This window comes from Microbacterium sp. NPDC089189 (genome assembly GCF_040685095.1).
In the GTDB taxonomy this organism is placed as follows: Bacteria; Actinomycetota; Actinomycetes; order Actinomycetales; family Microbacteriaceae; genus Microbacterium.
The window spans coordinates 1-23385 of record NZ_JBFBHG010000005.1 but is presented as its reverse complement, the minus strand read 5'-3'; the positions used below and the strand labels follow the sequence as shown (position 1 = coordinate 23385).

Annotated in this window: 29 protein-coding genes; 15 read left to right on the top strand and 14 right to left on the bottom strand. The window is 66.3% G+C overall.

The window, feature by feature from the left end:
- Positions 1–2 precede the first annotated feature (2 nt).
- On the bottom strand, positions 3–1124 hold the full coding sequence (locus AB0N73_RS04110; RefSeq protein ID WP_363560659.1) for a site-specific integrase: 1122 nt from the start codon (positions 1122–1124) through the stop codon (positions 3–5).
- Positions 1099–1692 carry a helix-turn-helix transcriptional regulator gene (locus AB0N73_RS04105; protein WP_363560657.1) on the bottom strand — a complete coding sequence of 198 codons (594 nt, stop codon included), beginning with the start codon at positions 1690–1692 and terminating at the stop codon, positions 1099–1101. Before AB0N73_RS04105 ends, AB0N73_RS04110 begins: the two co-directional genes overlap by 26 nt.
- Before the next feature lie 83 nt (positions 1693–1775).
- On the opposite strand from AB0N73_RS04105, the gene AB0N73_RS04100 reads away from it, so the two are divergent.
- The 12 genes from AB0N73_RS04100 to AB0N73_RS04045 all read left to right on the top strand — a co-directional run bounded on the left by AB0N73_RS04100 (position 1776) and on the right by AB0N73_RS04045 (position 10046).
- Positions 1776–1973: a helix-turn-helix domain-containing protein gene (locus tag AB0N73_RS04100; RefSeq protein ID WP_363560655.1), complete on the top strand. Its 198-nt coding sequence runs from the start codon at positions 1776–1778 to the stop codon at positions 1971–1973.
- Positions 1970–2521 (top strand): hypothetical protein, encoded by a 552-nt coding sequence (locus tag AB0N73_RS04095; RefSeq protein ID WP_363560653.1) that lies wholly within the window; start codon positions 1970–1972, stop codon positions 2519–2521. The genes AB0N73_RS04100 and AB0N73_RS04095 overlap by 4 nt, the downstream gene beginning before the upstream one ends.
- Before the next feature lie 917 nt (positions 2522–3438).
- Positions 3439–3639: a helix-turn-helix domain-containing protein gene (locus tag AB0N73_RS04090; protein ID WP_363560651.1), complete on the top strand. Its 201-nt coding sequence runs from the start codon at positions 3439–3441 to the stop codon at positions 3637–3639.
- Positions 3639–4016 carry a hypothetical protein gene (locus AB0N73_RS04085; protein WP_363560649.1) on the top strand — a complete coding sequence of 126 codons (378 nt, stop codon included), beginning with the start codon at positions 3639–3641 and terminating at the stop codon, positions 4014–4016. Before AB0N73_RS04090 ends, AB0N73_RS04085 begins: the two co-directional genes overlap by 1 nt.
- 12 nt (positions 4017–4028) lie before the next feature.
- Positions 4029–4415, top strand: a complete 387-nt coding sequence (locus AB0N73_RS04080; protein WP_363560647.1) for a hypothetical protein — start codon at positions 4029–4031, stop codon at positions 4413–4415.
- Complete coding sequence (locus AB0N73_RS04075) at positions 4412–4570, top strand: hypothetical protein (protein ID WP_363560645.1); 159 nt, start codon at positions 4412–4414, stop codon at positions 4568–4570. The genes AB0N73_RS04080 and AB0N73_RS04075 overlap by 4 nt, the downstream gene beginning before the upstream one ends.
- A gap of 264 nt (positions 4571–4834) precedes the next feature.
- Positions 4835–5218: a hypothetical protein gene (locus AB0N73_RS04070; protein ID WP_363560643.1), complete on the top strand. Its 384-nt coding sequence runs from the start codon at positions 4835–4837 to the stop codon at positions 5216–5218.
- A 1-nt stretch (position 5219) separates the two neighbouring features.
- Positions 5220–5762, top strand: a complete 543-nt coding sequence (locus AB0N73_RS04065; protein WP_363560641.1) for a hypothetical protein — start codon at positions 5220–5222, stop codon at positions 5760–5762.
- Positions 5763–5779: 17 nt separating this feature from the next.
- The gene (locus AB0N73_RS04060) at positions 5780–6259 is read left to right on the top strand and encodes a hypothetical protein (protein ID WP_363560639.1); all 480 of its coding nucleotides are present in this window, start codon (positions 5780–5782) and stop codon (positions 6257–6259) included.
- Between the two features lie 118 nt (positions 6260–6377).
- Positions 6378–6776, top strand: coding sequence for a hypothetical protein (locus AB0N73_RS04055; RefSeq protein WP_363560637.1), 399 nt, complete (start codon positions 6378–6380; stop codon positions 6774–6776).
- Positions 6769–9393: a phage tail tape measure protein gene (locus AB0N73_RS04050; protein ID WP_363560635.1), complete on the top strand. Its 2625-nt coding sequence runs from the start codon at positions 6769–6771 to the stop codon at positions 9391–9393. Before AB0N73_RS04055 ends, AB0N73_RS04050 begins: the two co-directional genes overlap by 8 nt.
- A complete protein-coding gene (locus tag AB0N73_RS04045) occupies positions 9390–10046 on the top strand; it encodes a hypothetical protein (RefSeq protein WP_363560633.1) in 657 nt (218 codons plus the stop codon). Before AB0N73_RS04050 ends, AB0N73_RS04045 begins: the two co-directional genes overlap by 4 nt.
- 36 nt (positions 10047–10082) lie before the next feature.
- Here the strand turns inward: AB0N73_RS04045 and AB0N73_RS04040 are convergent, their stop codons facing one another.
- The 5 genes from AB0N73_RS04040 to AB0N73_RS04020 form a co-directional block, all read right to left on the bottom strand.
- Positions 10083–10424, bottom strand: coding sequence for a hypothetical protein (locus AB0N73_RS04040; protein ID WP_363560631.1), 342 nt, complete (start codon positions 10422–10424; stop codon positions 10083–10085).
- Positions 10425–11080: 656 nt separating this feature from the next.
- Entirely contained in the window at positions 11081–11530 is a 450-nt protein-coding gene (locus AB0N73_RS04035; RefSeq protein ID WP_363560629.1) for a hypothetical protein, read from the bottom strand.
- A gap of 5 nt (positions 11531–11535) precedes the next feature.
- On the bottom strand, positions 11536–11838 hold the full coding sequence (locus AB0N73_RS04030) for a hypothetical protein (protein ID WP_363560627.1): 303 nt from the start codon (positions 11836–11838) through the stop codon (positions 11536–11538).
- Between the two features lie 58 nt (positions 11839–11896).
- A complete protein-coding gene (locus AB0N73_RS04025) occupies positions 11897–12217 on the bottom strand; it encodes a hypothetical protein (protein ID WP_363560625.1) in 321 nt (106 codons plus the stop codon).
- Positions 12218–12249: 32 nt separating this feature from the next.
- Positions 12250–12798, bottom strand: a complete 549-nt coding sequence (locus AB0N73_RS04020; protein ID WP_363560623.1) for a hypothetical protein — start codon at positions 12796–12798, stop codon at positions 12250–12252.
- Positions 12799–13359: 561 nt separating this feature from the next.
- Here AB0N73_RS04020 and AB0N73_RS04015 point away from each other — a divergent pair.
- The gene (locus AB0N73_RS04015; protein WP_363560621.1) at positions 13360–14328 is read left to right on the top strand and encodes a tyrosine-type recombinase/integrase; all 969 of its coding nucleotides are present in this window, start codon (positions 13360–13362) and stop codon (positions 14326–14328) included.
- 342 nt (positions 14329–14670) lie between these two features.
- Here the strand turns inward: AB0N73_RS04015 and AB0N73_RS04010 are convergent, their stop codons facing one another.
- Positions 14671–15081, bottom strand: a complete 411-nt coding sequence (locus AB0N73_RS04010) for a Fic family protein (RefSeq protein ID WP_363560619.1) — start codon at positions 15079–15081, stop codon at positions 14671–14673.
- A 344-nt stretch (positions 15082–15425) separates the two neighbouring features.
- Between AB0N73_RS04010 and AB0N73_RS04005 the strand changes: the two genes are divergently transcribed.
- Positions 15426–15653, top strand: coding sequence for a hypothetical protein (locus AB0N73_RS04005; protein WP_363560617.1), 228 nt, complete (start codon positions 15426–15428; stop codon positions 15651–15653).
- Positions 15654–16269: 616 nt separating this feature from the next.
- On the opposite strand, the gene AB0N73_RS04000 is transcribed toward AB0N73_RS04005, so the two are convergent.
- From AB0N73_RS04000 to AB0N73_RS03975, 6 genes are all read right to left on the bottom strand, one after another.
- Complete coding sequence (locus AB0N73_RS04000) at positions 16270–16836, bottom strand: manganese efflux pump MntP family protein (protein WP_363560615.1); 567 nt, start codon at positions 16834–16836, stop codon at positions 16270–16272.
- 233 nt (positions 16837–17069) lie between these two features.
- A complete protein-coding gene (locus tag AB0N73_RS03995; protein ID WP_363560613.1) occupies positions 17070–18041 on the bottom strand; it encodes an alpha/beta hydrolase in 972 nt (323 codons plus the stop codon).
- A 39-nt stretch (positions 18042–18080) separates the two neighbouring features.
- Positions 18081–19454: an FAD-dependent oxidoreductase gene (locus AB0N73_RS03990; RefSeq protein WP_363560611.1), complete on the bottom strand. Its 1374-nt coding sequence runs from the start codon at positions 19452–19454 to the stop codon at positions 18081–18083.
- 55 nt (positions 19455–19509) lie between these two features.
- Entirely contained in the window at positions 19510–20571 is a 1062-nt protein-coding gene (locus tag AB0N73_RS03985) for a polyprenyl synthetase family protein (RefSeq protein ID WP_363560609.1), read from the bottom strand.
- A 67-nt stretch (positions 20572–20638) separates the two neighbouring features.
- A complete protein-coding gene (locus AB0N73_RS03980) occupies positions 20639–21358 on the bottom strand; it encodes a class I SAM-dependent methyltransferase (protein ID WP_363560607.1) in 720 nt (239 codons plus the stop codon).
- A gap of 19 nt (positions 21359–21377) precedes the next feature.
- Entirely contained in the window at positions 21378–21950 is a 573-nt protein-coding gene (locus AB0N73_RS03975) for a DUF402 domain-containing protein (RefSeq protein ID WP_363560605.1), read from the bottom strand.
- Between the two features lie 23 nt (positions 21951–21973).
- On the opposite strand from AB0N73_RS03975, the gene AB0N73_RS03970 reads away from it, so the two are divergent.
- On the top strand, positions 21974–23218 hold the full coding sequence (locus AB0N73_RS03970) for an isochorismate synthase (RefSeq protein ID WP_363560603.1): 1245 nt from the start codon (positions 21974–21976) through the stop codon (positions 23216–23218).
- Positions 23219–23385 lie beyond the last annotated feature (167 nt).

Genomic DNA, 23385 nt, shown 5'->3' with positions numbered 1-23385 from the left:
GGCTAGCCCCTGACCTGGGGTTTTGCTGCTTCAGTCCGCACAGAGTCCGCAGGACCGGCGACGGCGGCCATGAAATCCGCGGTCGCACTACGCGTCTTATCCTCGGCAGAGGGCCAGAGGTGGCTATAGACGTTGAGCGTGATCGACGGTTGCGAGTGGCCGAGCGCGCGCTGCACCGTCACGACGTCGCACCCTGACGCGATGAGGTTCGACGCGAATGTGTGCCGCAGCGCGTGCAACGTGATCCCTTCAGGCAGGCCAACCTCCTTGCGGATGCGGCGCCACTCCTCGCCCGCGTTGTTTCTCTGCCAGAGGCGACCGAGTGGCGTTACGAAGAGCTGCTCCCCCGGCCCGCTCAACGCCTCGGTCGCGACATGCGCCGAAAGCGTGGCCATGAGTTGGCTCGGTACATAGATCGTCCGCTCACTGCCGTACTTGGGTGGCACGAGCGTCGCACTCTTGATCGTCGAGCCCTGCACCTGACGTCTCACGTCGATTGAGCGACCGAGGAAGTTGACGTCGCCCACCTGCAGGCCGGCAGCCTCACCGAGACGGAGCCCCGCAAACACGCACACCTCGACGAACGCCCGGAAGTCACCCGCTGCCACGAGCACCGCCGCGACCTGCTCGGCGCTGAGAATCTGCATGGTGGCCTCTGCCTTGCGAGCACGTGGCGGCTTAGCTCCGACCGCGGGACTCGATGCGATGACTCGGTCGAGCACCGCCGCACGGAATGCCATCTGTACATAGTTAAGACGGGTCCGGATGGTTGAAGCCGCAAGACCGCGCTTCGCTTCGGCAGTCACCCATGCCTGGACGTTCGACGGCTTCACCTTCGAGATTGACAGTGTCCGCCATGGAACGCTTTGCGCTGCGGTCCGCATTGCATCGATCGTTCCAGCGGTCCATGACTGCCGTTCCGACCACGTGCGTACCCACTCGTCCCAGGTGATCGACCCGGCGCGCGGGTCCACGTACTGGCCGGTGACGACCGACGTAGTGACCTCATCGATCCATCGCTGAGCATCCCGCTTCAGCGGGAAGTGTTTCGCATGCTCGCGGCCGTCCGCGTCGCGGTAACGGGCACGCCAAACACCATCAGGTCTCTGCTTGATGCTGGCCATCCGTGGCCTTTCTGTACCACTCGGGATTCGTATCCGACTGCCCTTCATAGAGCGGGTCGGGTTGCTCCGCCAATTCGGACGAGAAGGCCGGCAGCCTGCGCAGTTCCGCTATGAGGCGCTCGTTGAGGGACGCATCGACGGAGAGCCACCATGGACGCGACCTCGATCTGAATTGGCTCCACTGCGCCATCTGGCTGTCACGGTTTCCGCTTTCGTACGAGTGTGGCGCGACACCGAGAGCCCACTCCCACGCCGCGATCGAATCCATCTCTCGGCCGACACCCGCTGGCCGGACTGTGTCGGAGGGCGCTTCTGTGAATGGGAGCAGCAGCGCTAGTGGGGACACGTCCAGCGCATAGGCAATCGCCATCAAGTCGTCGATGTCGATCTTTCGCTGTCCCGACTCCATACGGCCGATGCTCGCCGTCGGGATGGCGCGACCGAGCGAGCCGAGCCGCTGAGAAAGCTCTGCCTGCGTGATCTCGAGCTCATCTCGAACTCGGCGTACCTGATCACCCAAACGGCGACCTATCGGTCCAATGTCGTTGCCGCGTTGCCGGTCTGCCATGTTGCAAGCCTAGTTGACTAACAACGCAGTCTCCATTACCTTCCTTATTACGCAGGTATCCTCGTTAAAGGAAAGGTCTTCTCATGACAGAAAGCATCGCTCCAGCCGCACGGCCGCGGCTTTTGTTCGTCGAAGAGGTCGCGCGCGAGTTGCGCCGCTCCGAAGCGTCAGTCCGCTGGCTCATCGCGACGAAGCGTTTGAAGACCGGGAAGGTCGGGGGACGCGTGGTCGTAAAGCCCGAGGATCTCGACGCCTTCATCGAGTCTGGCTTCGTCGAATGACTAGTGAACCGCTGGTCACCACCAGCGTGAACGAATGGTGCCGCGGCCTCGCAGATCTGCGCACGGTCTACGGCAGGCCGATCGAGTCGGTCGACGACCCGCGCGCAGACGTCTTGGCTCAATCGGGCGCCTACGCTCTGACGCCGGCGCGCATCGCGGAGTACATCACCTGCGGTCTCAGTGAAGAACTGGGGCACGCGTACTTCGACTCAGCATTCTCGGAGACATTCAACCCGCCGCTCCCGACCCCCGGCTGGGCGTCGAGCGTGCGTATGTATCTCGTGGATTGGCCCGACGCACGGATCCGCTACCAATCAGCTCCCATCGGCGCTGTTCCGCTCAGGGTCTGGTGGGAGCAGACGGTCGTCATCGTCACATCGGACTCCGACCCTTCGAGCCATGGTCCAGTCGGGACGGTGGTCTCAGACAGCGAACCGAATCTCGTGATCGAAGTGGACGGCAAAGTCATCGACATCGATCTTCACCTCTTATCCCTTCGACCACTCACAGAGGCGCTCCTGGATGCGCGCCGAATCATGGAGTCCTAGGCCATGAGCGGGTGCACCCCGACGATGTACGGCCCGGGTGGCTTCCCGCCGACCTCGACGAACGGATGGGAGGCACCGACCCGTGACATGGTCCCGGTTTTCTGACGAGTTCACCGACCGCCCCGAGGTGATGGCGCTCTCTGACGCCGCGTTCCGTCTCCACGTGTCAGCGGTGCTCTACAGCAACCGTGTACTCAGCGACGGACGTGTACCGTTTCGCGCGCTTCGCAGGCTCACGGACGGCGACCCGGGCGCCCTGACGAACGAGCTCGTCGCATCCGGCATGTGGGCGCGAGACGGAGAGAACGTCGTCCTGGACTGGTCGGAACAGGACTCGAGCGAGCAAGTCCGCGACCGTCAGAAGGCACACGCTGAACGCCAAAAGCGCTACCGAGAACGACGAGATCTGCACGCTGCCGGGGATCACTCGTTGTGTGACGGACGCCGCTGTAAGGCCGTCACCGTCATCGGCATAAACGCGGTGAGTGACGCCGTCACCAACAGCGTCACGGACGCCATGAGTGACACACCCCCATCCCCACCCCACCCATCCCCACCCATCCCGTCCCGACCCCTAAGGGTCAGGGACAGGGATGGGGGTGAACGAACGGGCCGGAAGGGAGCCCGTCCCGCTGCTCACGACTGCGCCCGAGACGGTCACGTCGCCGTGTCCGCTGGCGGATGCCTTCACTGCGAAATCCACCCCGATGACTTGACCGAGCACTTGAGGAGATCAGCATGAGCATCAGCGCCGCGTACGCAGACCTCGGCGGTGGACTCGCGACAGCAGCCCGCGCAGTCTCCCCGCTGCCGGCGCCACAAGCCCCACCTGTCTGCAGCCACATGTTCGACCAGGTCTCCGGCTGGTGCGGGTGCGGTCTGCGCGACGATGGCGCCATTGCTCCCGGCTCACCAGCATGGCGCGCGACCGTGGAACGCACGATGCCCGGGGCCAGATCATGATGCTCACGGTCTGGCTGACGTACGTCGAGGCCGCGGAGTGGGCCGGGGTCTCCGTGCGAACGATCCGGGAGTGGGTGAGCAGCGGAGAGCTCGTCCCGGTCTCGAGTCGATTCCGTGCACGCGACGTCGTCGAATGCGCCCAGCGAGCTAGGTGATGAGCTCCCGGATCGACCAGCCCGGCCGCTTCTTCACGAATGCCGAGCTACGCGTGATCTGGGAGGCAACGAATATGTCCGAGGTGCGCGACAGGCACCGCCGAGGGGACGACTTGCTGTACCGCTTGCTCACCGAGATCGGTCACAGCGCGTTCGCGGTCTATGCCGTTCCCGGCCACGAGCCCCGGCAAATCCCGGCAAGCGAGGAACGTAGTCACTGGACGGTCGAACAGATCGCGAAAGCATCCCGTCGAGCAGCCCGAACCGTCAGGAACGACATCCACAACAACGAGCTCAAAGCCACCAGATCAGGGCACGCCTGGTCCGTACCCGACACCGCAGCCCGCGCGTACATCGCCGGGCACCGTAGAACCTGAAAGGACCACCCCATGGTCGACACCACCAGTATCGAGACCGAAGCCGAAGCGATCCACCTGCTCGAGAAAGCCCTACGACTCGGAGACCGTCCGTCCGCAGAACAGGTACTCGACCACGCAGAAGACAACCAGTGGGCGAGCGTCGCCGAGAGCGCTCGCACCTACCTCGAGCACCACCTGAACTGCCCCGCCAAACGCATCGAGCTTACCGATCACTCCCAGTACCTCCGCCCGGGCGACCCCGGCTACGGAGTGACGACGATCCACTGCCTCGACTGCGGCGCCCACCGCGGTCACGACGGCACAGGCCTCCCCGTCCTGAGCGCAGACGCACCCCGCCGCACCGACGACCTCATGCGGCCAGCCATCAAGACCCGCACCCGGAAGGCAACCCGATGAGGTTCCAGCGCAACCCCGGACTCGACAGACTCATCGCACTCCGCGACTCCGACCGCCCTGAGGACCGAGCCCTGTTCAACTCCCGCACCAACACCACCCTCCGTCTCACGCTCGGCTACTACGAAGCCGATCTGGCGAAGCAGCCGTCGGAGTGAGAACCGTGACCAGTGTGGACGTCAACGTCACCGCCGCGCGAGGAACGAAGGAGGCGAGCGAGGTCACCTTTCCCGCACAGACCCTCCTGCGCCCCGCTGGTCACCACCCCGGGGGACCTCCTCTCGAGCCAAGGCTGAGCCGGACCGCCGGGGATGGCAAAAAAGCCCTGTACGGGTTCCGGGGTTTTGCCCCCGTCTTCGGAACCCGTACATGTCCAGTGAACGATCCCATCGGTCTCGGTCGGCACGGGCGGTGAACGCGGCGTGAGCTACCTGCCCGACGAGCCTGTGCTGGTCATCACTGCTGGTGAGGCGCGCATGCTCTGGCAGGCGGCCCGGCTAGACGCGCTCCGGGTGAAGCACCGGTCTGGAAACACGGCTCTGTACGACGTCCTCGTGAAGTTCTACCGGGTGGGGCTGCTCGAGATTGCCGAGCGCGGCACTCAGACGCGGCAAAGCGCGGCATCGGAGGAACGTGAGAGGTGGACAACTCAACAGGTCGCGAGAGCAGCCGGGATCGCCGAACGCACAGTCCGGCTCGACTGCAAAGAAGGAACCCTACCCGCGACACAACACCGATCCGGCGGCCCCTGGGCCATCGACGCAGACGCCGCCACCACGTACATCCGCCGCAGAAAGAAGCACTGACATGTCACTCGAAATCTTCAAGTCCGAGGTCGAAGCTCTCCGCGAGCGGGCTAGCCAGCTCAGGGACGCGCATGCCCGCGAGACCCGCGACATCAACAGCAACCCCGAGCTCAGCGATGCCGGCAAGGCAGCCGAGCGCGACAGGTCTTACAACCACTACCTTCCGCTGGCGAAGGATCTCCGCGAGAAGGAGATGACCTTGGTCAAGAAGAAGATCAGCGACCTGCAGTCCCAGCTCGAGTCGCGAGCGGGCGGTACCTCGACCGACATCATCGCGTTCCGCGACGCGCAGGACCGCGCAGACCAGCTCAAGGACCAGGCGCAGGCTCTCGTGATGATCGAGCGTGCGATGCGACAGGGCGACACCAGCCTCGCCCACGCAGTCTTCCGTCGCGCAACCGAAGCCCACTGGCCCGACGTCAAGAACGCCTTCATCACCGAGCACCCCACGCTCAAGGACGTGGTGCGAGAACTGAACTGGCTCGGGGACTTCAAGAGCGAATCATTCCAGCGGACGATGGCCTACGCCATCTTCGGACGCTGAGCGAACGGCGCACACCGATGCCCGAGAACGAGCCGCAGCCCCCCTCGCCTGCGACGGTAGCTGCGGCCCACGCCAGCCGCCAGTACACGCAGGCCGACCTAGACGCCCGAGTACGAGACGCTCTCCGCGAGCAGCGAGAACAGCACGCCGACTACGAGGACCTCAAGGCACGAGCTGAAGAGGCGGTACACGCACATGCTCGCGCCGCGGAGTTGGAGCAGGAGATCACCCACACCCGCCTCGAGAACCTACGCGTGACCATTGCCAGCAGCCACGGCGTCTCCACCGAGGATCGCGACGTCCTGATGACCGCCACCGACGCCGAAGGACTCACCGCACAAGCGCGACGACTCGCTGCCCTGAGTCAACAGCGCAGCACCGGCGGCAACATCGCCCGCAAGGAGGGCCACGTGACAGTCACGCCGACGGGCAACGAAGAGGTGCGTGCGTTCGTCTCCGATCTCATGGGCAGCGGCGGCGACTGGTTCATGCGGTGAGGGGGTGGCAGAGGTCACCCCCCGACCCGCTCAGCCGGGTCTCCGGGGCTAGCCAGCTGCTCCCTCCTCGTTTTTTCCACAATGCGGCACCCGAACTGACACCACCGGAAGGAAGCAGATGAGCATTCAAGATGCGATCAAGCGGGCGAAAGCTCGGCAACCCGAGACGTTCGTGGTCGACGTGCAGATCGGCGATGAAGCCTCGAGCATTGTGCTGACCGAAGTCGCGGGCTCCGAATGGAACGATCTGGTCGCCTACTGCCCCGCCCGCCCGCACAACGTCGAAGACGCGAAATGCGGATTCGACCCGGGCGCCCTCCTGAGGCGGTACCCCGTTGATCACGTCACGATCGATGGTCAGCTCCCCTCCTCCGAAGAGTGGCTCGATGTGCTGGCGCTCTTGCCTGCGAGCTCTTTCGCCGACTTGGGCGTCGCGCTTTGGGGTTTGCACGAGCTCGAGCCGCGCAAACGCCTCCTCGCGGCCGTGAAGAAGAAGGAGAGCGCTGTTCATGGCTGAGCGTGTCGTTTCGGTCCGGCTCTCGGCGAAGGTCGACGAGTACAAGAAGGGCATGGCGGAGGCCGCACAGTCGACTCGATCGGTGGGAACTGAGGGCGCCAAGCTTGCACAGGTTCGTGAGGCGATGAACCAGGTCGGCGCCTCTGGCGTCGGAATGGGCGCGCTGATCGGCGCCGGGGTCGCTGTGGCGGTGAAGAAGTTCGCCGATTTCGATGAGGCGATGAGCGCCGTTAACGCCGCCACTCACGAGACCTCCCAGAACATGGCGCTGTTGCGGAATGCGGCGATCGAAGCCGGCGCCTCGACCGTGTTCTCGGCGACGGAGGCTGCAGGCGCGATCGAAGAACTCTCGAAGGCGGGCGTCTCGACTGCTGACATCCTCGCGGGGGCTCTTGCTGGTTCGCTCGATCTTGCTGCCGCGGGGGAGCTCGGTGTGGCACGCGCGGCGGAGATCACTTCCACAGCGTTGAACCAGTTCGGGCTCTCGGGCGACCAGGCCTCCCACGTCGCCGATGTTCTCGCTGCCGGCGCCGGCAAGGCGATGGGCTCGGTGGAGGACCTCGCTAATGGGCTCAAGTTCGTGGGGCCTGTCGCGGCGTCGATGGGCGTTTCGCTCGAGGAGACAGCGGGTGTTCTGGCGTTGTTCGCCCAGCAGGGCATCATCGGCGAGCAGGCAGGCACGTCCCTCCGAGGCGTGCTTGCATCGCTGACGTCACCGTCCGCGCAGGCCCGGGGTGAGATCGAACGTCTCGGGCTCACGCTGTACGACTCCCGAGGGACGTTCCTCGGGCTCGAGAACGCCGCCGGGCAGCTCTCCAACGCGTACTCCACGATGAACGGCGCATCGCGTGACGCGTCGATGGGCATCATCTTCGGGCGCGAGAGCGTCACCGCTGCCACAGCCCTCTACCGGGCCGGCGCGGACGGTGTCGACGAGTGGACGGCCGCGGTCGACGACAGCGGATACGCCGCTGACACTGCCCGCCGACGCCTCGACAACCTCAAGGGTGACCTCGAAGCGCTCTCCGGCGCAATGGACACGGCGCTGATCCAGACCGGATCCGCCGCGAACGACTCGCTCCGCGCACTCGTCCAGACCGTCACTGGGCTCGTCGATGTGTACAACGATCTCCCGGAACCGGTGCAGACCGGTGTTCTCGCTGTCGGCGGCGCCACGGCGGCACTCGGCCTCTTCGGCGGTACGGCGCTCCTCACAATCCCGAAGATCCATGAGACCCGGGAGGCGATGCGCACTCTCGGCCTCAGCGCGAAAGGTCTCTCCCTCACCGCCGGCATCGCCGGTGCTGCCCTTGGCGGACTGTTCCTGATCGTCGGTGAGCTCGCGCGAGAGCAAGCCGAGGCCCGCGCGAACGCCGAAGCGTACTCGCAGACCCTCGAGGACGGCACGCTCCGCGTCACCCGCGCCACCCGTGAGCTCGCGAAAGAGAACCTGTCGGCCAAGGATGGGTTCTGGTTCATCGACAACGGGTCCGCGCTGTCCAACGCCGAGAAAATCGGCGTGAGCCTCGACCTCGTCACCGAGGCCGCCATCGGGAACCTCACCGCGATGCGCGAACTCGACGCGCAGCTCAAAGCAGGCGAGGACGGCAGCCTCGAGTACGCGAACGCGGCGGCCATCATCTCGGAGCAGGTGAAGGGGGAGGCCGGGTCCCTCGAAGAAGCGATCGAGGTCGCACGACTCAAGCAGAAGGCCGACAAGCAGAGCTCCGACTCTTCCCAGACGGCCGCGGACGCCTACCTGCAGGCAGCATCGGGAGCGGACGAGCTCACGTCTTCCCTCGACCAACTGATCAGCAAAATCAACGAGGCCAACGGCGTCGGTCAAGACGCGATCAGCGCGAACCTGGCCTATGAAGACGCTCTCGCGAACGTTGATCAGCAGATCCGTAATGCCGCGGCCGGCGTAGAGGGCTATGCGCTCACTCTCGACACGAGCACCGAGGCGGGCCGCGACAACCTGGGCATGCTCAACACCCTCGCCGAACAGTCACAGAAAGCGGCGGAAGCCCAGTTCGCGCTCGACGGCAACACCGACGCCTACAAGGCGACCCTCGAAGCCGGACGGCAAGCGCTCATCGACCGTGCACAGCAGATGGGGTACAACGCCGACGAAGCCACCCGCCTCGCCGACCAGATCTACCGGATCCCTACCCAGACCGAATGGAAGGTGATCGCGGAAACCAACGAGGCACAGGATCGCGTGAACCGACTCGCCGGTGTCATCGCGGGCCTGCAGGACAAGACCGTCCGCATCAACGTCCAGATGCCCAACGGGAACCCGGTCAGCGACGAACAGCTCGCCAACCAGTTCGGCATCCGCCGCGCTTCAGGCGGGCCGGTGTACGGACCAGGCGGCCCGCAGGACGACCGCGTCCCCGCCATGCTCTCCAACGGAGAACACGTCCTCACCGCCAACGAAGTCCAAGCAGCCGGCGGACACGCTCGAGTCGCTCAGTGGCGAGCGAACCTCATAGCCACCCGACAGCCGATCTTCACCCCCGACGGGCCCGAGGTGCTGATGAACACAAACCCGCCGTCAAACCCCAGAACCATCATCGGCGCCGCCGACAAACGCGAACTGGAAATGACGCGATGAGCATCCTGCTCTTTGACCAGACCGAGACCGACGTCCTCCTCATCACCGACACTCTCGTCGTCGACCACGACGACAAGCCGACGATGTTTCAGCACAAAGTGTGGACACTCCCCCAGATGAACATGGCCATCGCCGCCACAGGAACCGCGAACGTCGCGCTCACGTGGCGGAACGTCCTCTCCGAATCGTTCAGCCCGGAGGATATCGAGGGACTCAACGACCATGCGCCCGCCGCGCTGCGGGCGATCTCAGCCCACCTCGCCAAAGAGAACGGGCCACTCGGACGAACCACGATCTATCACTTCGGGTTCCCCACCGGTTCGCACAAGCTCGTCCGGTACATTTACAGATCCCAGAACAACTTCGAACCTGAGCGATTCGAAGGCTCCCAGTTCGGCGCCAAGCCCGCGCCTCCCGGACTCACATTCGAACGCCCCGAGGGACGCGAAGAGACGATCGCACTCGCCGAGCGCCTTCGCGACGAGAACGTCCATCGAAAGGACGAGGGAGGGGTGCCAATTGGCGGCGATCTGTTCGCGACTCTCGTGACGAACGGAAGCAGTCAGACCGTGCGATGGCATCGATTCTCTGATTATTCCGACACCAGATATGCGATGAGCTCGTTTGCCGCGAAGGAGGCCAACATTTGTTAGAGCCTTCGCGTCATGCCAGCCGAGCCGCGCTTGAGCTCAGCGGTTGCCCGAGGAGTCTCGCCCTACGGCCTTCTCTAGGTTCTCGTTCACCCGTCGGATTTGGCGGGCGATCACATCCATGGGCTTCGCTTCGGCTATTGCGAACGACCATGGCTTTAGATCGAGGATGTGCGGCTCTGAGTAGGAGCGCTTCGCTGTTGCGTCCTTGTAGGTGGCGACCACGTCGTAGCGCTGCCGCAGACTTCCGCCGGACCGGATCACCTGCGAGGTGAAGTCCAGGATGTACTCTAAACGCTGCCCCGGCGTCAGCATCCCAATCACCGGTTCGCCAGAGAACATGTGCCGCAGGGCCAGCATCGCTGGGTCATCCTCACCCACGGGCCGCCCCTCTCCGCTCGTCTCAAACGCTGGATTGACCGTAAGCGAAATGTCTCGAGCGGGCGTACGACCTGTGCTCTCCACGATGACGAAAATGACCCTCCGCCCGCGCGGATTTTTGGGATCACCGTTCGCCGTCACCCGAAGGTCGAAGTACACCGAGACGTAAGGCCGAGCTTCGCAGGTGTCAAAAACTTGACACCTGTCCCCGATGGGACACCTGGACCCGGCGTTCCCCCAACGCCGGCCCCGACGGTGGCCGTGCCCGATGCTTCCCCGCTTCAGATTCTGCAGCGTCGGCAGCGCGCGCATTTGCCTCCGCCGACAACGCCAGCTGCCGAGCACCCTGCCGAATCTGCAGGATAGCGATGATCGCGGCCACCGCGGCCACCAACAACGTTAGAAGCGCCGCAAACGCCTGCCATTCCTCCGCCGTCGACAAACCGTCGGCCCGCCACCACGTGGGGGCCATCACCGATGGCCCAAGAAGGACTATGGTCCAACCGCTAACAATCTGCGCTGACTTCCCCCAGTCGATCTTGCTGCGATGGTACTTACAACGGGCTGAGATCGGGGTCGAGCGCCTCGCACCCCAGACGCCCCTAAGCAATCTCCACGCGTCCCTCATCGGAGGTAACGCCGGGGCGTTTCGACGTTCAGGCGGGCGCGACGATGTTGTTGGCGAGGTACTCCTCGCGCACCACAGTGAAGTCGTCGGCGACGGTGATTGGTGAGATCGGTGCCAGGCCACCCTGATAGCGAACGGCGATGCTCGCAGTGTGAAGGCGGTGGTACGGGACGCGGATGGAGCGGTATAGCTTCATGACGATCTCGTTCATGCCGAGCGATCGTCCGTTCTCACCCTTGCCGCCCGAGTGGTGCTCGACGTAGCGGCTATCTACCGACAACAGTGGATGTACACCGCTGCAGCGCGAAATGTCATCGAAAATCGGGTCCGCGTGCATCGCCGCCTTCACCAAGTGATATGCGGAGTAGAAGTAGCAGACCGCGAACCACTCATCGTCGGCAGCTTTCAGTCGATCGCCAGTCTCCATGTGCACGACGGATCGCTCAAGGTGCGTCTGCACATCACGGGCGACGGGCACCGGGCTCATGCAAACGAGAACTGCTGGCTGCCTACTGGCACCGCGCTGGGCAGATCGTTTCCGTCCACGCCGAGCACGAGCGTCATGCTCACATCGTCGAAGAACAAGTCCTGCACGTCAAAGAACTTCTCAAACGCGCGGGCCTGCTCTTTCGCGTTGCTGTCTCGAAGCGAAACAGCAATACGTGCAGTCATGTCGATCGGGTTCACGACGACGGACAACGCGCTCAGGTGCTTACGGCCGATGGCCTGCACAGCGTGCTCCCCAATCGACTGCGTGAGGGCCGAGACTTCGTCCACAGCGGTCATGATCTACACAGTACAGGCCTTGTCAAGTCGCCTAGGTCGGCGTGTCGAAGTTCACAAGTCAGCGATAGCCGCCGGGTGGGAGATTCGTCTCGTATGTCTTGTGCTTACCCGCGTTGCGTCGTTCGATCCCGGTGGCGACGTGCGCGACGGCTCCCGGGAATGCGTCGAGCAGTGCGGACGTCCGCGCCTGGGTGTACTCGTCGCCGTAGTACCCGACCCATCGACCGACCTCTTCGTGAAGGGGCCCAGTGTGCACGCCGGCGAGACGCCGCAGGTCGTCGACGACAGCCGCGTGCATGGCAGGGTCGGTGGAGTACTTGCCTCGGCCGCAGTGCGCGCCGATTTCGACGCTGAGCTGCGTCATCGGGTGGAGGGCCATGCAGCCCAGTGTGCAGGCGGGTTCAGACGTTGTCAGCCCGACATACAGCTGACGTCGCGGCCGAGGGCACCTTCAGTAGCTGATGCCATGCGGTACGAGCCCGGTCGAGCGAGGCACTCTCGAATCTGTTCAATCCACCAGTCCGTGCTGTTCGCTAACGCTGCGATGGCGTCCTCCCGAGCTTTCAGAGAGCCTTCGCGCGCGTCGAGCTCCGCTGTCGCGGTCACCATGTCGGCCTCCATCTGGGCGACGTCGGCGGAGCGGATCTCTAACGCCTTCGTCCGTGCTTCAACGCGCTGCGAATCGATCCACGCTGGCTTGTAGCGCTCAACCTCGGCTTCCAGATCCACGATGTCGGAGTTGAGCGCCGCCGCCGAGGACTGCAGTGTGTCGCGCTGATTCTGCGCAACGATTGCCTCGTTGTAGTTGACGGCGTTGACACCGACCATACTGACGAGCGCTATCAACAGAACGACGATCGCGACGGCCAGCAACCGTGAGATCTTGTTCGCCCAGAAGTCCTGGATTAGACGCCGCCACGCTCGACTCGAGATTTCCGGCTCTGCTGCACGATTGCTCATCACTCCCCCAAGTGCGACACGGTGCACGGTAGGCGTTCCTCAGAGTAGTCGTCAACAGCCCAACGCAGAATCGGATGCAAGCGCCGAAGCCAGCACCCCTGCCAAGCCCCCCCCACGAGTAGGCGCGCCGCTGAGACCGGCATGGAGAAGCACGGAGCCAGCTGTGTCGTCTTCTAACCCTCGACTCGCGCCCCACCCTCCGGCCCCTCAGAGCAGATCGCCCTCACCTCACTCTTCCGAGTATCGAGCGCCATCTTTACATCTGTCTTTACACCTGATAAGTTGGGTGTAAAGACACCCAACGGCTTGACCGGGAGGCATGCATGAACAGCATGCGTAAAGACATCTGTAAAGATGGGCGCCGTGTCCCCTAACAAGCCAAAGACGCCCGTCTCCAACTTCCGTATCCCACTCGAGCTCAAAGCGAAGGCGATGCAGAAGGCCGAAGCTGAGGGAAAGACGCTCACTGACGTGATCGTTGATTACCTCAAGCGCTACACGCGCGGAGCCTAACTACCGCCACGCACCCGACCATTAGGAGCCGCAACCATGAGAGTTGACATGCTCGTCGCACAGCCACCCCAGATGTCTGGGATGCGGGACGATCCCGCGAGTCCAGAGCAGGTGGCAACCGGACTGATGACAGACGACACCTACATCGAGTACTGGACGGCGTTTCAGTACGCATCCGGATCGACGCAGAAGAGTATCCGGGAACGGGTGTACGCAATCCGCGCCATGCTCCGCCGGACCGACAGAACACTGCTGACCGTCAGCCGTAGCGATCTAATCCGTGACCTCGGACGCCCTGGGATCGCGGCGTCCACCCGCGCCGGGTTCAAATCAACAATGCACGGATTCTTCACCTGGATGCAGGAGGAAGAGTTCCGCATCGACAACCCTGCCGTTCGGCTCCCCCGCGTGCGGGTGCCGAAGATGGAAGCGAACCCCGTCACCACCGAGGACATCGAGCACATCCTCGCTTCAGGCATCTACCGGCGCACCCGACTGTGGGTGCTGCTGTACTCGTACCAGGGGTTCAGAGCGGCGGAGATCGCCGCCGTCTCCGCCGCCTCGATCGACTGGAAACGCGGCCGAATCCTGTCCGTCAACGGGAAGGCCGGCAAGGAAGTCTGGCGCCCCATCCACCCCGTGGTGTGGGAGCAGCTTGAGCGGTGGCGCGGCGCCGACGGGTGGCTGTTCCCCTCCCCCACCCGTGAAGGCATGCACGTCACCGCAGCGAACGTCTCCAACGTCCTCTCCACCGCTTTCAAACGCGCCGGCCTCGCGCACCGCCCCCACCAGATGCGCGCCTGGTTCGCCACAGAGATGATCGACAGCGGCGCCTCAACGGTCATCGTGGCCGCGGCGCTTCGGCACTCCGACCACCAGACGGTGCAGAAGTACGTGCGAGTCAAGGACGATGCAATCTCGGACGCGATGGCGAAGTTGCCCCTCGTTCGAGTACCCGATAAATCCGGCCGACAGCTAAGGAGCCAAAAAACTCGCTCACCCCGAACAGCCCCTTAATCACCGGGGGGAGACGGTCGCTCGGCCGTGCGGAGATCCCCGCCCGAGTCGCGCGTGACATCGCCGACGCCCGGGACGCGTTGATCGCTGAGCGGGACGAGAACACGGCCCGCAAGCCGATGCTCCCCTCCGAAGCTACCGCTCTCGGCATGGCTATCGAGGAGATGGAGCGTCCCGCAGCTCACGAACGGTCAGCGGGACGCCGGGAAGAGGTTCGGGAAGGGGATTGATAGCTCCGGATCCCGGGACCCGGAGCTATCCATCGCTCGGCCTCGAGAGATGGCGGCGGCAGCCGGTATGGGTGGGGCAACCTACCCGCCGCATCAAGACCGTTGTACGAGACTACGTGAGAAACTCGGGACGCTTCGGCGGCTGAGACACACAGAAGTGCTTAAGCCACACGGCTACTTCGTGCTCGTCATGCTTGTTTGCCGCGACGTCCAGCAAGAACCCCTCCGCGGCATCGACGTCCGGGCCGACCCATATGTGGTCGTGAATGCGCAGGAACACGGTCGCGGAGAGGAAGCCCGTGCGCTTGTTCCCATCGTGGAAAAACTGCGTCGTTGCGAACCCATGGAGGTACGCCGCTGCCTTCTGGTAGACGTTCGGAAACAGGTCCACTCCGAGAAAAGTACCCTGCGGCCGCTCAACGATTCCCATGAAACCGTTCTCGTCGCGCACACCAGCACCGTCCCCGCAGTATGCGAGGTTGATGATGCGGATGTCGTCCGCTTTGAGATAGTAGAACGTCACGCGAGGCGACGCATCAACTCCGCGTTGCTGGCAGCGATATCCGACGCGAGCCGGAGAACCGTCTCCGTGTCGGCGTAGCGCGTGTCATGCTGCTCAGGTAGCTGCGCAGCTCCCGAGTTGTGCAGCACTTCGCCTTCACCACGCCCAATAACGACCATAGAGCCAACGTAGCACCCGCGCGTGTGTGAGGGGTGTGCGTATGTCTGCCGACTTGGCATCGGGCTCCTGCGTTCGAAATATGAACCTGTGGTCCCGGGACCACAGGTTCCACGACGGTCCTCGACATTGCCGACGCGCGGGACGCACTCGTCGCCGAGCGCGATGAGAACACCGCACGCAAGCCGATGCTCACCTCGGAAGCCGCGGCGCTGGGTATGGCGATCGAAGAGATGGAGAAGCCGGCCGCTGCCGAACGCCAGGCCGCGACGCGCTTCGGTGGTGTTCCCCGGAACACCACCGAGCGGAACGGGTCGGCGGTGCCGAAGAGTCGCGACATCGCAGCTGAGGCGATCGATGCGGGAATGGCGATCGAGGAGGTGGAGTGCCCCGCAGCGGACGAACGTCAGCGGTAAGCGGTTCGGGAAAAAGATTGCTAGCTCCCTGGCAGAGAGGATTGACGACGCGGTCATTTCTGACCGGGTTGCCGGACGTCCGCGGATGATGCCGCACCGACCAGCCCCTGACTTCTCGCCAATTCTGGCGAAAAGTCAGGGGCGCTGGCCGCGTGCCGGATGCCGGCGCTTCTCCCCCGGACCGGGGTAAAGTCCCCATTCGGGGGGGGTTGAGTCATCTGACTCACGTGGTGCGCGAAATTCCGGACCGTCCTTGAGCGAGTCCGCGGAGAGTCCGCAAGAATCGCGTTCGACCCCCCGATCCCCCATCATCAGCCACAAGTACATCCGCGTATTTCCGCAGTCGTCGGTATCCCCCAACGACCCCCATCCACCAGGCCGCGATTCATCAACTGCCGCTGAGACGGGCGGACGCATGCCGCGGTGAACATCGGATGAGACTCGTCTCATCTAGTCCGTCCGGCGGCGCGGGACGTGACACGCTGGGTCGTAGCGGTACCGCGTCGACCGGGTGTTCGGGTCATTCGAATCGACGTGAGGACGTGACCTCATACGTCGCGTGAGCCCCTCCTCCGGGAGGGGCTTTTTCGTTGCTGCGACGGGCGGCGACCGCCGCTCAGTGACCGAGGTGCTCGATCAGGATCTGGGTGCCGATCGCCAGCAGCACGAGGCCGCCGATGACCTCCGCGGGGCGGCGGAACCGGGTGCCGACCCGGTGACCGATCAGCACCGCGACGAACGAGAGCGCGAAGGTCACGAGGCCGATCACCGCGACGGCGACCCACACATCCACCTGCAGGAACGCGAAGCTCAGACCCACGGCGAGCGCGTCGATCGACGTCGCGACGGCGAGCAGCACGATCTCGCGCATCGACAGCCCCCGATCCGACGCGGCATCCTCGGGCTTGTCGGGGGTGAGGGCCTCCCACAGCATCTTGACGCCGACGGCGCCGAGCAGCCCGAACGCGATCCAGTGGTCGAACGGGGCGATCGCCTCGGCGAACGCACTGCCCAGCAGGTACCCGATGAGCGGCATGACGGCCTGCGCGAGTCCGAACGCCGTGGCGATGACGAAGGCGCTGCGCCACACGGCGCGGCGCACCTGCAGACCCTTGCCGAGGGCCACCGCGAACGCGTCGGCGGACACACCTCCCGCGAGCGCGAGCAGAGTCCAGAGCGGCATGGCGACGTCCTTCGAGAACGGCCGGTCACAGCCGCGGAGAGCGGGACTCGGACGGATGCGTCCGAGCGCAGGCGGGCTGCAACGGCCACCGGGAGAGCGGGTCACCTCGACGGGCGTCGCGCTCGTGTTCCAGCCTGGCGAATTCGGGAAACCGAACTCAACTCGACGCCGCGATTGTCAGCATTTCGGACGTCCTAAACGCCCGCCGTCCGCCGTCCGCCGCGGCGCGCAGCTCAGCGGAAGCGGCCGATGCTCCAGTCGCGCACCACGTCGTACGAGGCCTGGCGCGCCTCCGGCGCCGAGAGGAACACGTCGTGGATCGCGCCCTCGATACGCGCCACCGTGACCAGGCGCCCGATGCGCAGCGCCGCGCGGGCGATGTCGTCGACGACGAGCACCGAATCCGTCGCCGTCATGTCTGCCGACCAGCGGATGGGCGAGCTCGACCGGTTCGAGATGAGCACGAGGACGGGGCAGCCCACGTCGACGCCGGCCGCGACGGTCGCGTGCCCGCTGAGGATGGCGCTCAACCACCCCGGATGCGTCGCGAACCCCTGCGGCGGCCGCCAGTCCGTGCGGTAGCCCTCGGTGGGGATCGAGCCGAGCTCCGTCTGTGCCCGCGTGTAGAACCCGAGGTCGACGACCGGCTGCTGGCCGCGGGGCTGCACGCGCGCGCGGGCGTTGACGATGGGCGCGATGGCCTGACGCCCCAGCGCGCCGGCCTGGAACTCCAGCCACGGGCTGTTGAGTACGAGGGCGTCGGCGACGCCGGGGTTCCGCGCCGCCCACAGGGTCAGCACGAGCCCGCCGGTCGAGTGACCGAGAAGCAGGAGCCGCCGGTGCGGGCCGTGCCCCATGGCCGACAGCGCCGCCTCGATGTCCTCGTCGTAGTCGTGCAGCGAGTCGACGTAGCCGGGCACTTCGCCCGGGCGCAGGCTCCGCCCGTAGCGGTGCAGATCGAGCGCGTGGAACCGGGCTCCGAGCCCGGTCCAGAAGTCGGCCAGCTCGGTCTGGAAGAAGTAGTCCGACCATCCGTGCACGTAGAGCACGTCGACATCGCGCAGCGGCTTCGCCCATGCCGTGAACGGATCGGGCGGATGCCGCACGATCGTCGCCACGAGAGGCCCGTGGTCTCCGGGCGTCTTCAGCGGCAGGGTGCGCTGCATGAACCCGGACCCCAGGATGTCGGGGGTCCACTCGGTCATGCCGCCAGCCTAGCGTCGGGCGTCATCCGCTTCGAGGGATCACTCGCCGCGCGAGATCGCCACCATCTCGTCCCGCGGGACGACCTTGATGCGCGCGCGCTCCTGCGCGGCGCCTAGGCTCACCTCGTGCTCGTCGAGCCGGTGCCATCCGTCGAGATCCGTCCACCGCACGCCGCGCTCGGCCAGCAGCGCCGGAACCGCCTCGTCCGACGGGTCCTCGGGCTGCCACCACGAGCCCTGCCCGTTGATGAGGTGGCGCACGGTCTCCATCGCGTCGGACTTCGTGTGCCCGATGAGCCCGACGGGCCCCCGCTTGATCCACCCCGTGGCGTAGACGCCGGGCACGATCTCGTTCGAGTCGGGGTGCAGGACCTGGCCCTCCTGGTTCGGGATGACGCCGTGGCGGTCGTCGAACGGCACGCCCGGCAGCGGCGAGCCGAAGTAGCCGACAGCACGGTACAGCTGCTGGATCGGCACCTCGCGCAGCTCGCCCGTTCCGGCGACACCGCCCTCGCCGTCGGGGCGGGTGCGCTCGTACACGATGGCCGCGACGCGTCCGTCGGCGTCCTTCTTGACCTCGACGGGCTTGGCCCAGAAGTGCATGTGCAGGCGCCGCGACGCCTCCCCGCCGGCGTTGTTCACGCCCGGGCGGGTGCGCCACTCCTGCAGGATGCGGTCGATGACTTTGACCTGCTTGTTGCTGGCGATCGCCGCCAGCGACGCCTCGTCGTAGTCGAAGTCCTCGTCGTAGACGACCATGTCGACATCGCGCAGCTCGCCGAGCTCCCGCAGCTCGAGCGGCGTGAACTTGACCTGGGCGGGACCCCGCCGGCCGAACACGTGCACGTCGCGGATCTCGGAGGCCACGAGTCCCGCGTGCACGTTGTCGGGGATCTCGGTGGGAAGCAGGTCCTCGGCGTGCTTGGCGAGGATGCGCGCGACGTCGAGGGCCACGTTGCCGTTGCCGATGACCGCGACGGACTCGGCGTCGAGCGGCCAGGTGCGCGCCACATCCGGGTGTCCGTCGAACCAGCTGACGAAGTCGGCCGCACCGAACGAGGACTGCGCCTCGATGCCCGGGATGGCGAGCTCGGTGTCGCGGATCGCGCCCGTCGAGAAGATGACGGCGTTGTAGTGCTTCTTGAGGTCGTCGAGGGTGATGTCGACGCCGAAGCGCACGTTGCCGAAGAGCCGGATGTCGCCGCGGTCGAGCACGTCGCGCAGCGCCGACACGACGCCCTTGATGCGCGGGTGGTCGGGGGCGACGCCGTACCGCACCAGGCCGTACGGCGCCGGGAGCTGCTCGAACAGGTCGATCGACACATCGAAGGCGCGTTCGGCCTTCAGCAGGATGTCAGCGGCATAGATGCCCGCGGGACCCGCGCCGACGATCGCCAGCCTCAGCTTGGTCATGGGTGTCCTTTCGAAGGGGCAGCGGGCGCTGTGCAGGCCCGGCCGTGCGGGAGGATCAGCGGGAGCGGTTGGTGACCGCGTCCGCGAATCGCGTCAGCGCTTCTCGCACCGGGCCCCGGGGCAGCGGAGCGAGAGCCGCGACGGCATCGTCCGCCCATTCGTGGGCGAGGTCGAGGGTCTGCGCCGTGGCGGCATGCTCGCGCAGCTCCGCGAGCGGCCCGTCGAGCAGCGCCGGATCGGCGCCGTCCGCGATCAGGGCGACGCCGCCGTCGATCCGGCCGAGCAGCTCGGCGGATGCGGCGTCTTCGCGACGCGCCAGCAACAGGTACGGCATGGTCGGCACGCCGGCGCGGAGGTCGGTTCCGGGAACCTTGCCCGTCTCATCCGCGTCGGCCGAGAGGTCGATGACGTCGTCGAGCAGCTGGAACGCCACGCCGACCTTCTCGCCGAACTCGAGGACGGGCTGCTCGAACTCGAGCGGGGCGTGGGAGAACAGCACACCGGCCTGGGCGGCCGCGGCGATGAGCGAGCCGGTCTTGTCGGCGAGCACCTGTAGGTAGAACGCGACGCGGTCGTCACCCTCGCCCGGACCGACCGTCTCGTGCATCTGCCCGAGCACCAGGCGCTCGAACGTGTCGGCCTGGAGCTTGGTCGCGCGCTCCCCCAACCGCGCCATGATCTGGCTGGCCCGCGAGAAGAGCAGGTCGCCGGTGAGGATGGCGATGTTGTTCCCCCACACCGACTGCGCGGCGGGAACGCCACGGCGCACGTCCGCGCCATCCATCACATCGTCGTGATAGAGCGAACCGAGGTGGGTGAGTTCGAGGGCCGATGCGGCGTCGATGACCTCGTCGGTCGCACCGTCGCCGAGCTGCGAGATGAGCACCGTCAGCATCGGCCGCACCCGCTTGCCGCCCGCCTCGTAGAGGTACCGGCTGGTCGCATCCGCGATCGCGTCGGTGGAGTGGAGCTCTTCGCCCAAGTGGGTCTCGACGCGGTCGAGGCCGTCTTCGACGGTCTTCAGCAGCCGCCGCGACGACGGTCCCGCGAAGACACGCTCCGTGAGACCGAGTCTGCTCGCGAGGTGCGCGCCGGGGGCGGAGGGACTGCGTGTCACCCCCTCAGCCTACCTGCGGAGCACCCCACCCGTTCCGGCGGGCGCCGGTTCTGATACCGGAGTCTTCTCAGGCGCGCGGCGCGCGGGCGCGGTGGAGCGCCACGATGCCGAACGTCAGGTCGCGGTGGGCCACATCCACCCAGCCCGCGTCGCGGATCCACTGGCTCAGCGTGCGCTGGTCGGGCCAGTCGCGGATCGACTCGTTGAGGTAGTCGTAGGCGTCCGCGTTCGAGCTCACGCCGCGGGCGACGACGGGCAGCACGCGGTTGTTGTAGAAGCCGTAGAGACCCGCGAACAGCGGATGCGGGGGCGTCGAGAACTCGCTGATGACCAGGCGCCCGCCGGGCTTGGTCACCCGGCGCATCTCGGCCAGGGCCGCGTGCGGGTCGTTGACGTTTCGCAGACCGAACGAGATCGTCACGGTGTCGAACTCGGCGTCACCGAACGGCAGTGCCGTGGCGTCGGCCTCGACGAACGAGAGGTTCGGGATGTGGCCGTGCCGGCGCTTGCCCTCGGCGATCATCCCGGGCGAGAAGTCGGCGGCGACGATCTCGGCGCCGCTCCGGGCCAGGGCGACGGAGCTCGCCGCGGTGCCGGCGGCGAGGTCGAGGATGCGCTGACCGGCGCGCGGCGCGATCGCGCGGGTCGCCGCGATGCGCCAGAGCCGGTCGTTGCCGAGGCTCAGCACGGTGTTGGTCCGGTCGTAGCCGGCCGCGACCTCGTCGAACATGCCGCTCACGCGCTTCGGGTCCTTGCCCAGGTCGGCCCGGTGGGATTGTTCGCTCACCCCCTCAGCCTAGGCGAGGCTACGGGCGATGCGGGGTGGGGTGGGATGCCAGTTCCCGCAGCCACCGCGCGGCGGTCGCGTCGTCGAACGGCGCCTCATCCGCGCCGACGCGGCGTTCCAGATCGACGGCGAGGCTCTCCAGGTGCGTGACGACCGGCGCCGGGTACCCGTACCGCACGCGGTGCTCGTCCCACTCGTCGCGGTCGTCGATGAAGAGACCGCGCTCGTCGAGCGCGCGCACGACATCCAGATCCATGTCGATGCCCTCGATAACGGCGCGCTCGGTCTCCGACCACCGCACATCCCACGCCAGATCGATGTAGATGCGGATACGGGGATGCGTCGCGTTGACCGTGCAGGCGTAGTCGCCGCTCGGCGGCACGAGCGTCACGTTGGGGCCGTCGGCGCGGATCTGACGCCCCGGACGCGCCGAGAGCTCGCCGTCGCGCTGACCGATCCAGTCGCCCCACTCGTCGCTGCCGAGGAAGACGCCCTCGTGCACCCAGTGCGGCGCCCCATCCCACTTGCGCCAGCGGAACGTCACGGGCGTGCCGGGCAGCGGACGCACGGCGGAGGGCGGGCCTTCGATCACGCCAGCGAGTCTAGGCTTGTCTGGTGACCCGATCCGCCTCCCCTCGACTGCTCGTCGAGACGCGTGAGATCGACCCCGTCGACGATCTGCTGACCTTCGCCAGCGCCGCCCACCCGCTGGTGTGGCAGCGCCGCGGGGAGGGCATGGTCGGCATCGGCGCGGCGGTGGCCCTGCACAGCGACGGCTGGGACGAGAGCCTGGCCGAGCGCTGGCGCGACCTCGCCGCCACCGCCGAGGTCGATGACACGGTCGGCATCCCCGGCACGGGCCTGGTCGGTTTCGGCGCCCTCACGTTCGACCGCGCGTCGTCACGCCCCAGCAGCATCACGGTGCCCGCGTCCATCATCGGCCGGCGCGACGGGCGCTCCTGGCTCACCACGGTGCGCACGGCCGACGAACCGGCGCCTCGACCCGCACCCACCGCGTACGGCCCGCACTGGTCGGCGACGCTCGGCCCGGGCGCCCAGGCCCCCGCCGACTACGTCGGGTCGGTGCGCGAGGCGATCGCCACGATCTCGACCGGCGCCGTGAGCAAGGTGGTCCTCGCGCGCGACCTCGCCGGCACGGTGCCCGCGGGATCGGATCTCAGGCGACTCGTGCGCTCCCTCGCCTCAGGCTACCCCGACACCTGGGCGTTCGCGGTCGACGGGCTGATCGGCGCGAGCCCCGAGACGCTCGTCACCGTCGAGGACGGCACGGTCACCGCGCGCGTCCTCGCGGGCACCGCGGCGCGCGGCGCCGACCCGGATGCGGATGCCGCCGCATCCCTCGCGCTCGCCACCAGCACCAAGGACCAGGACGAGCACCAGTTCGCGGTGCGCAGCGTGCTCGAATCCCTGCGCTCCCACACGAGTGCGCTGCGCTCGAGCGAGCAGCCCTTCACGCTGAAGCTGCCGAACGTGTGGCACCTGGCGACGGATGTCGAGGGCCGGCTCGCGGATGCCGCATCCGCCCTGGACCTCGTGGCGGCGCTGCATCCCACCGCCGCCGTCGCCGGCACCCCCACTGCCGCGGCCATCGCGACGATCGCCCGGTTGGAGCCGTTCGACCGCGGGCGCTACGCCGGACCCGTCGGCTGGATCGACGCCGCCGGCGACGGCGAGTGGGCCATCGCGCTGCGGTGCGCCCAGTTCGACGCCCCCGATGCGGCGGGGACCGTGCCGCTCACCGCCTACGCCGGCGCCGGCATCGTCGCCGCCAGCGACCCCGAGGCCGAGCTGCTCGAAACCCGCGTCAAGTTCCGCCCCATCGTCGACGCCCTCGCCTGACCCCGCCCGCCGGCCGGCCGGCCGGCCGGACCCGCGAGACAGCACTTTCGCGCCGAGACGGTGGGTTTAACCCGTGGTGGGACAGATGGCTCAAAAATCTCTTATCTGGGGATACCAACACCAAATCTATTTGCGGGTGGCGAAAACATGCACGGACGTTTTGAATT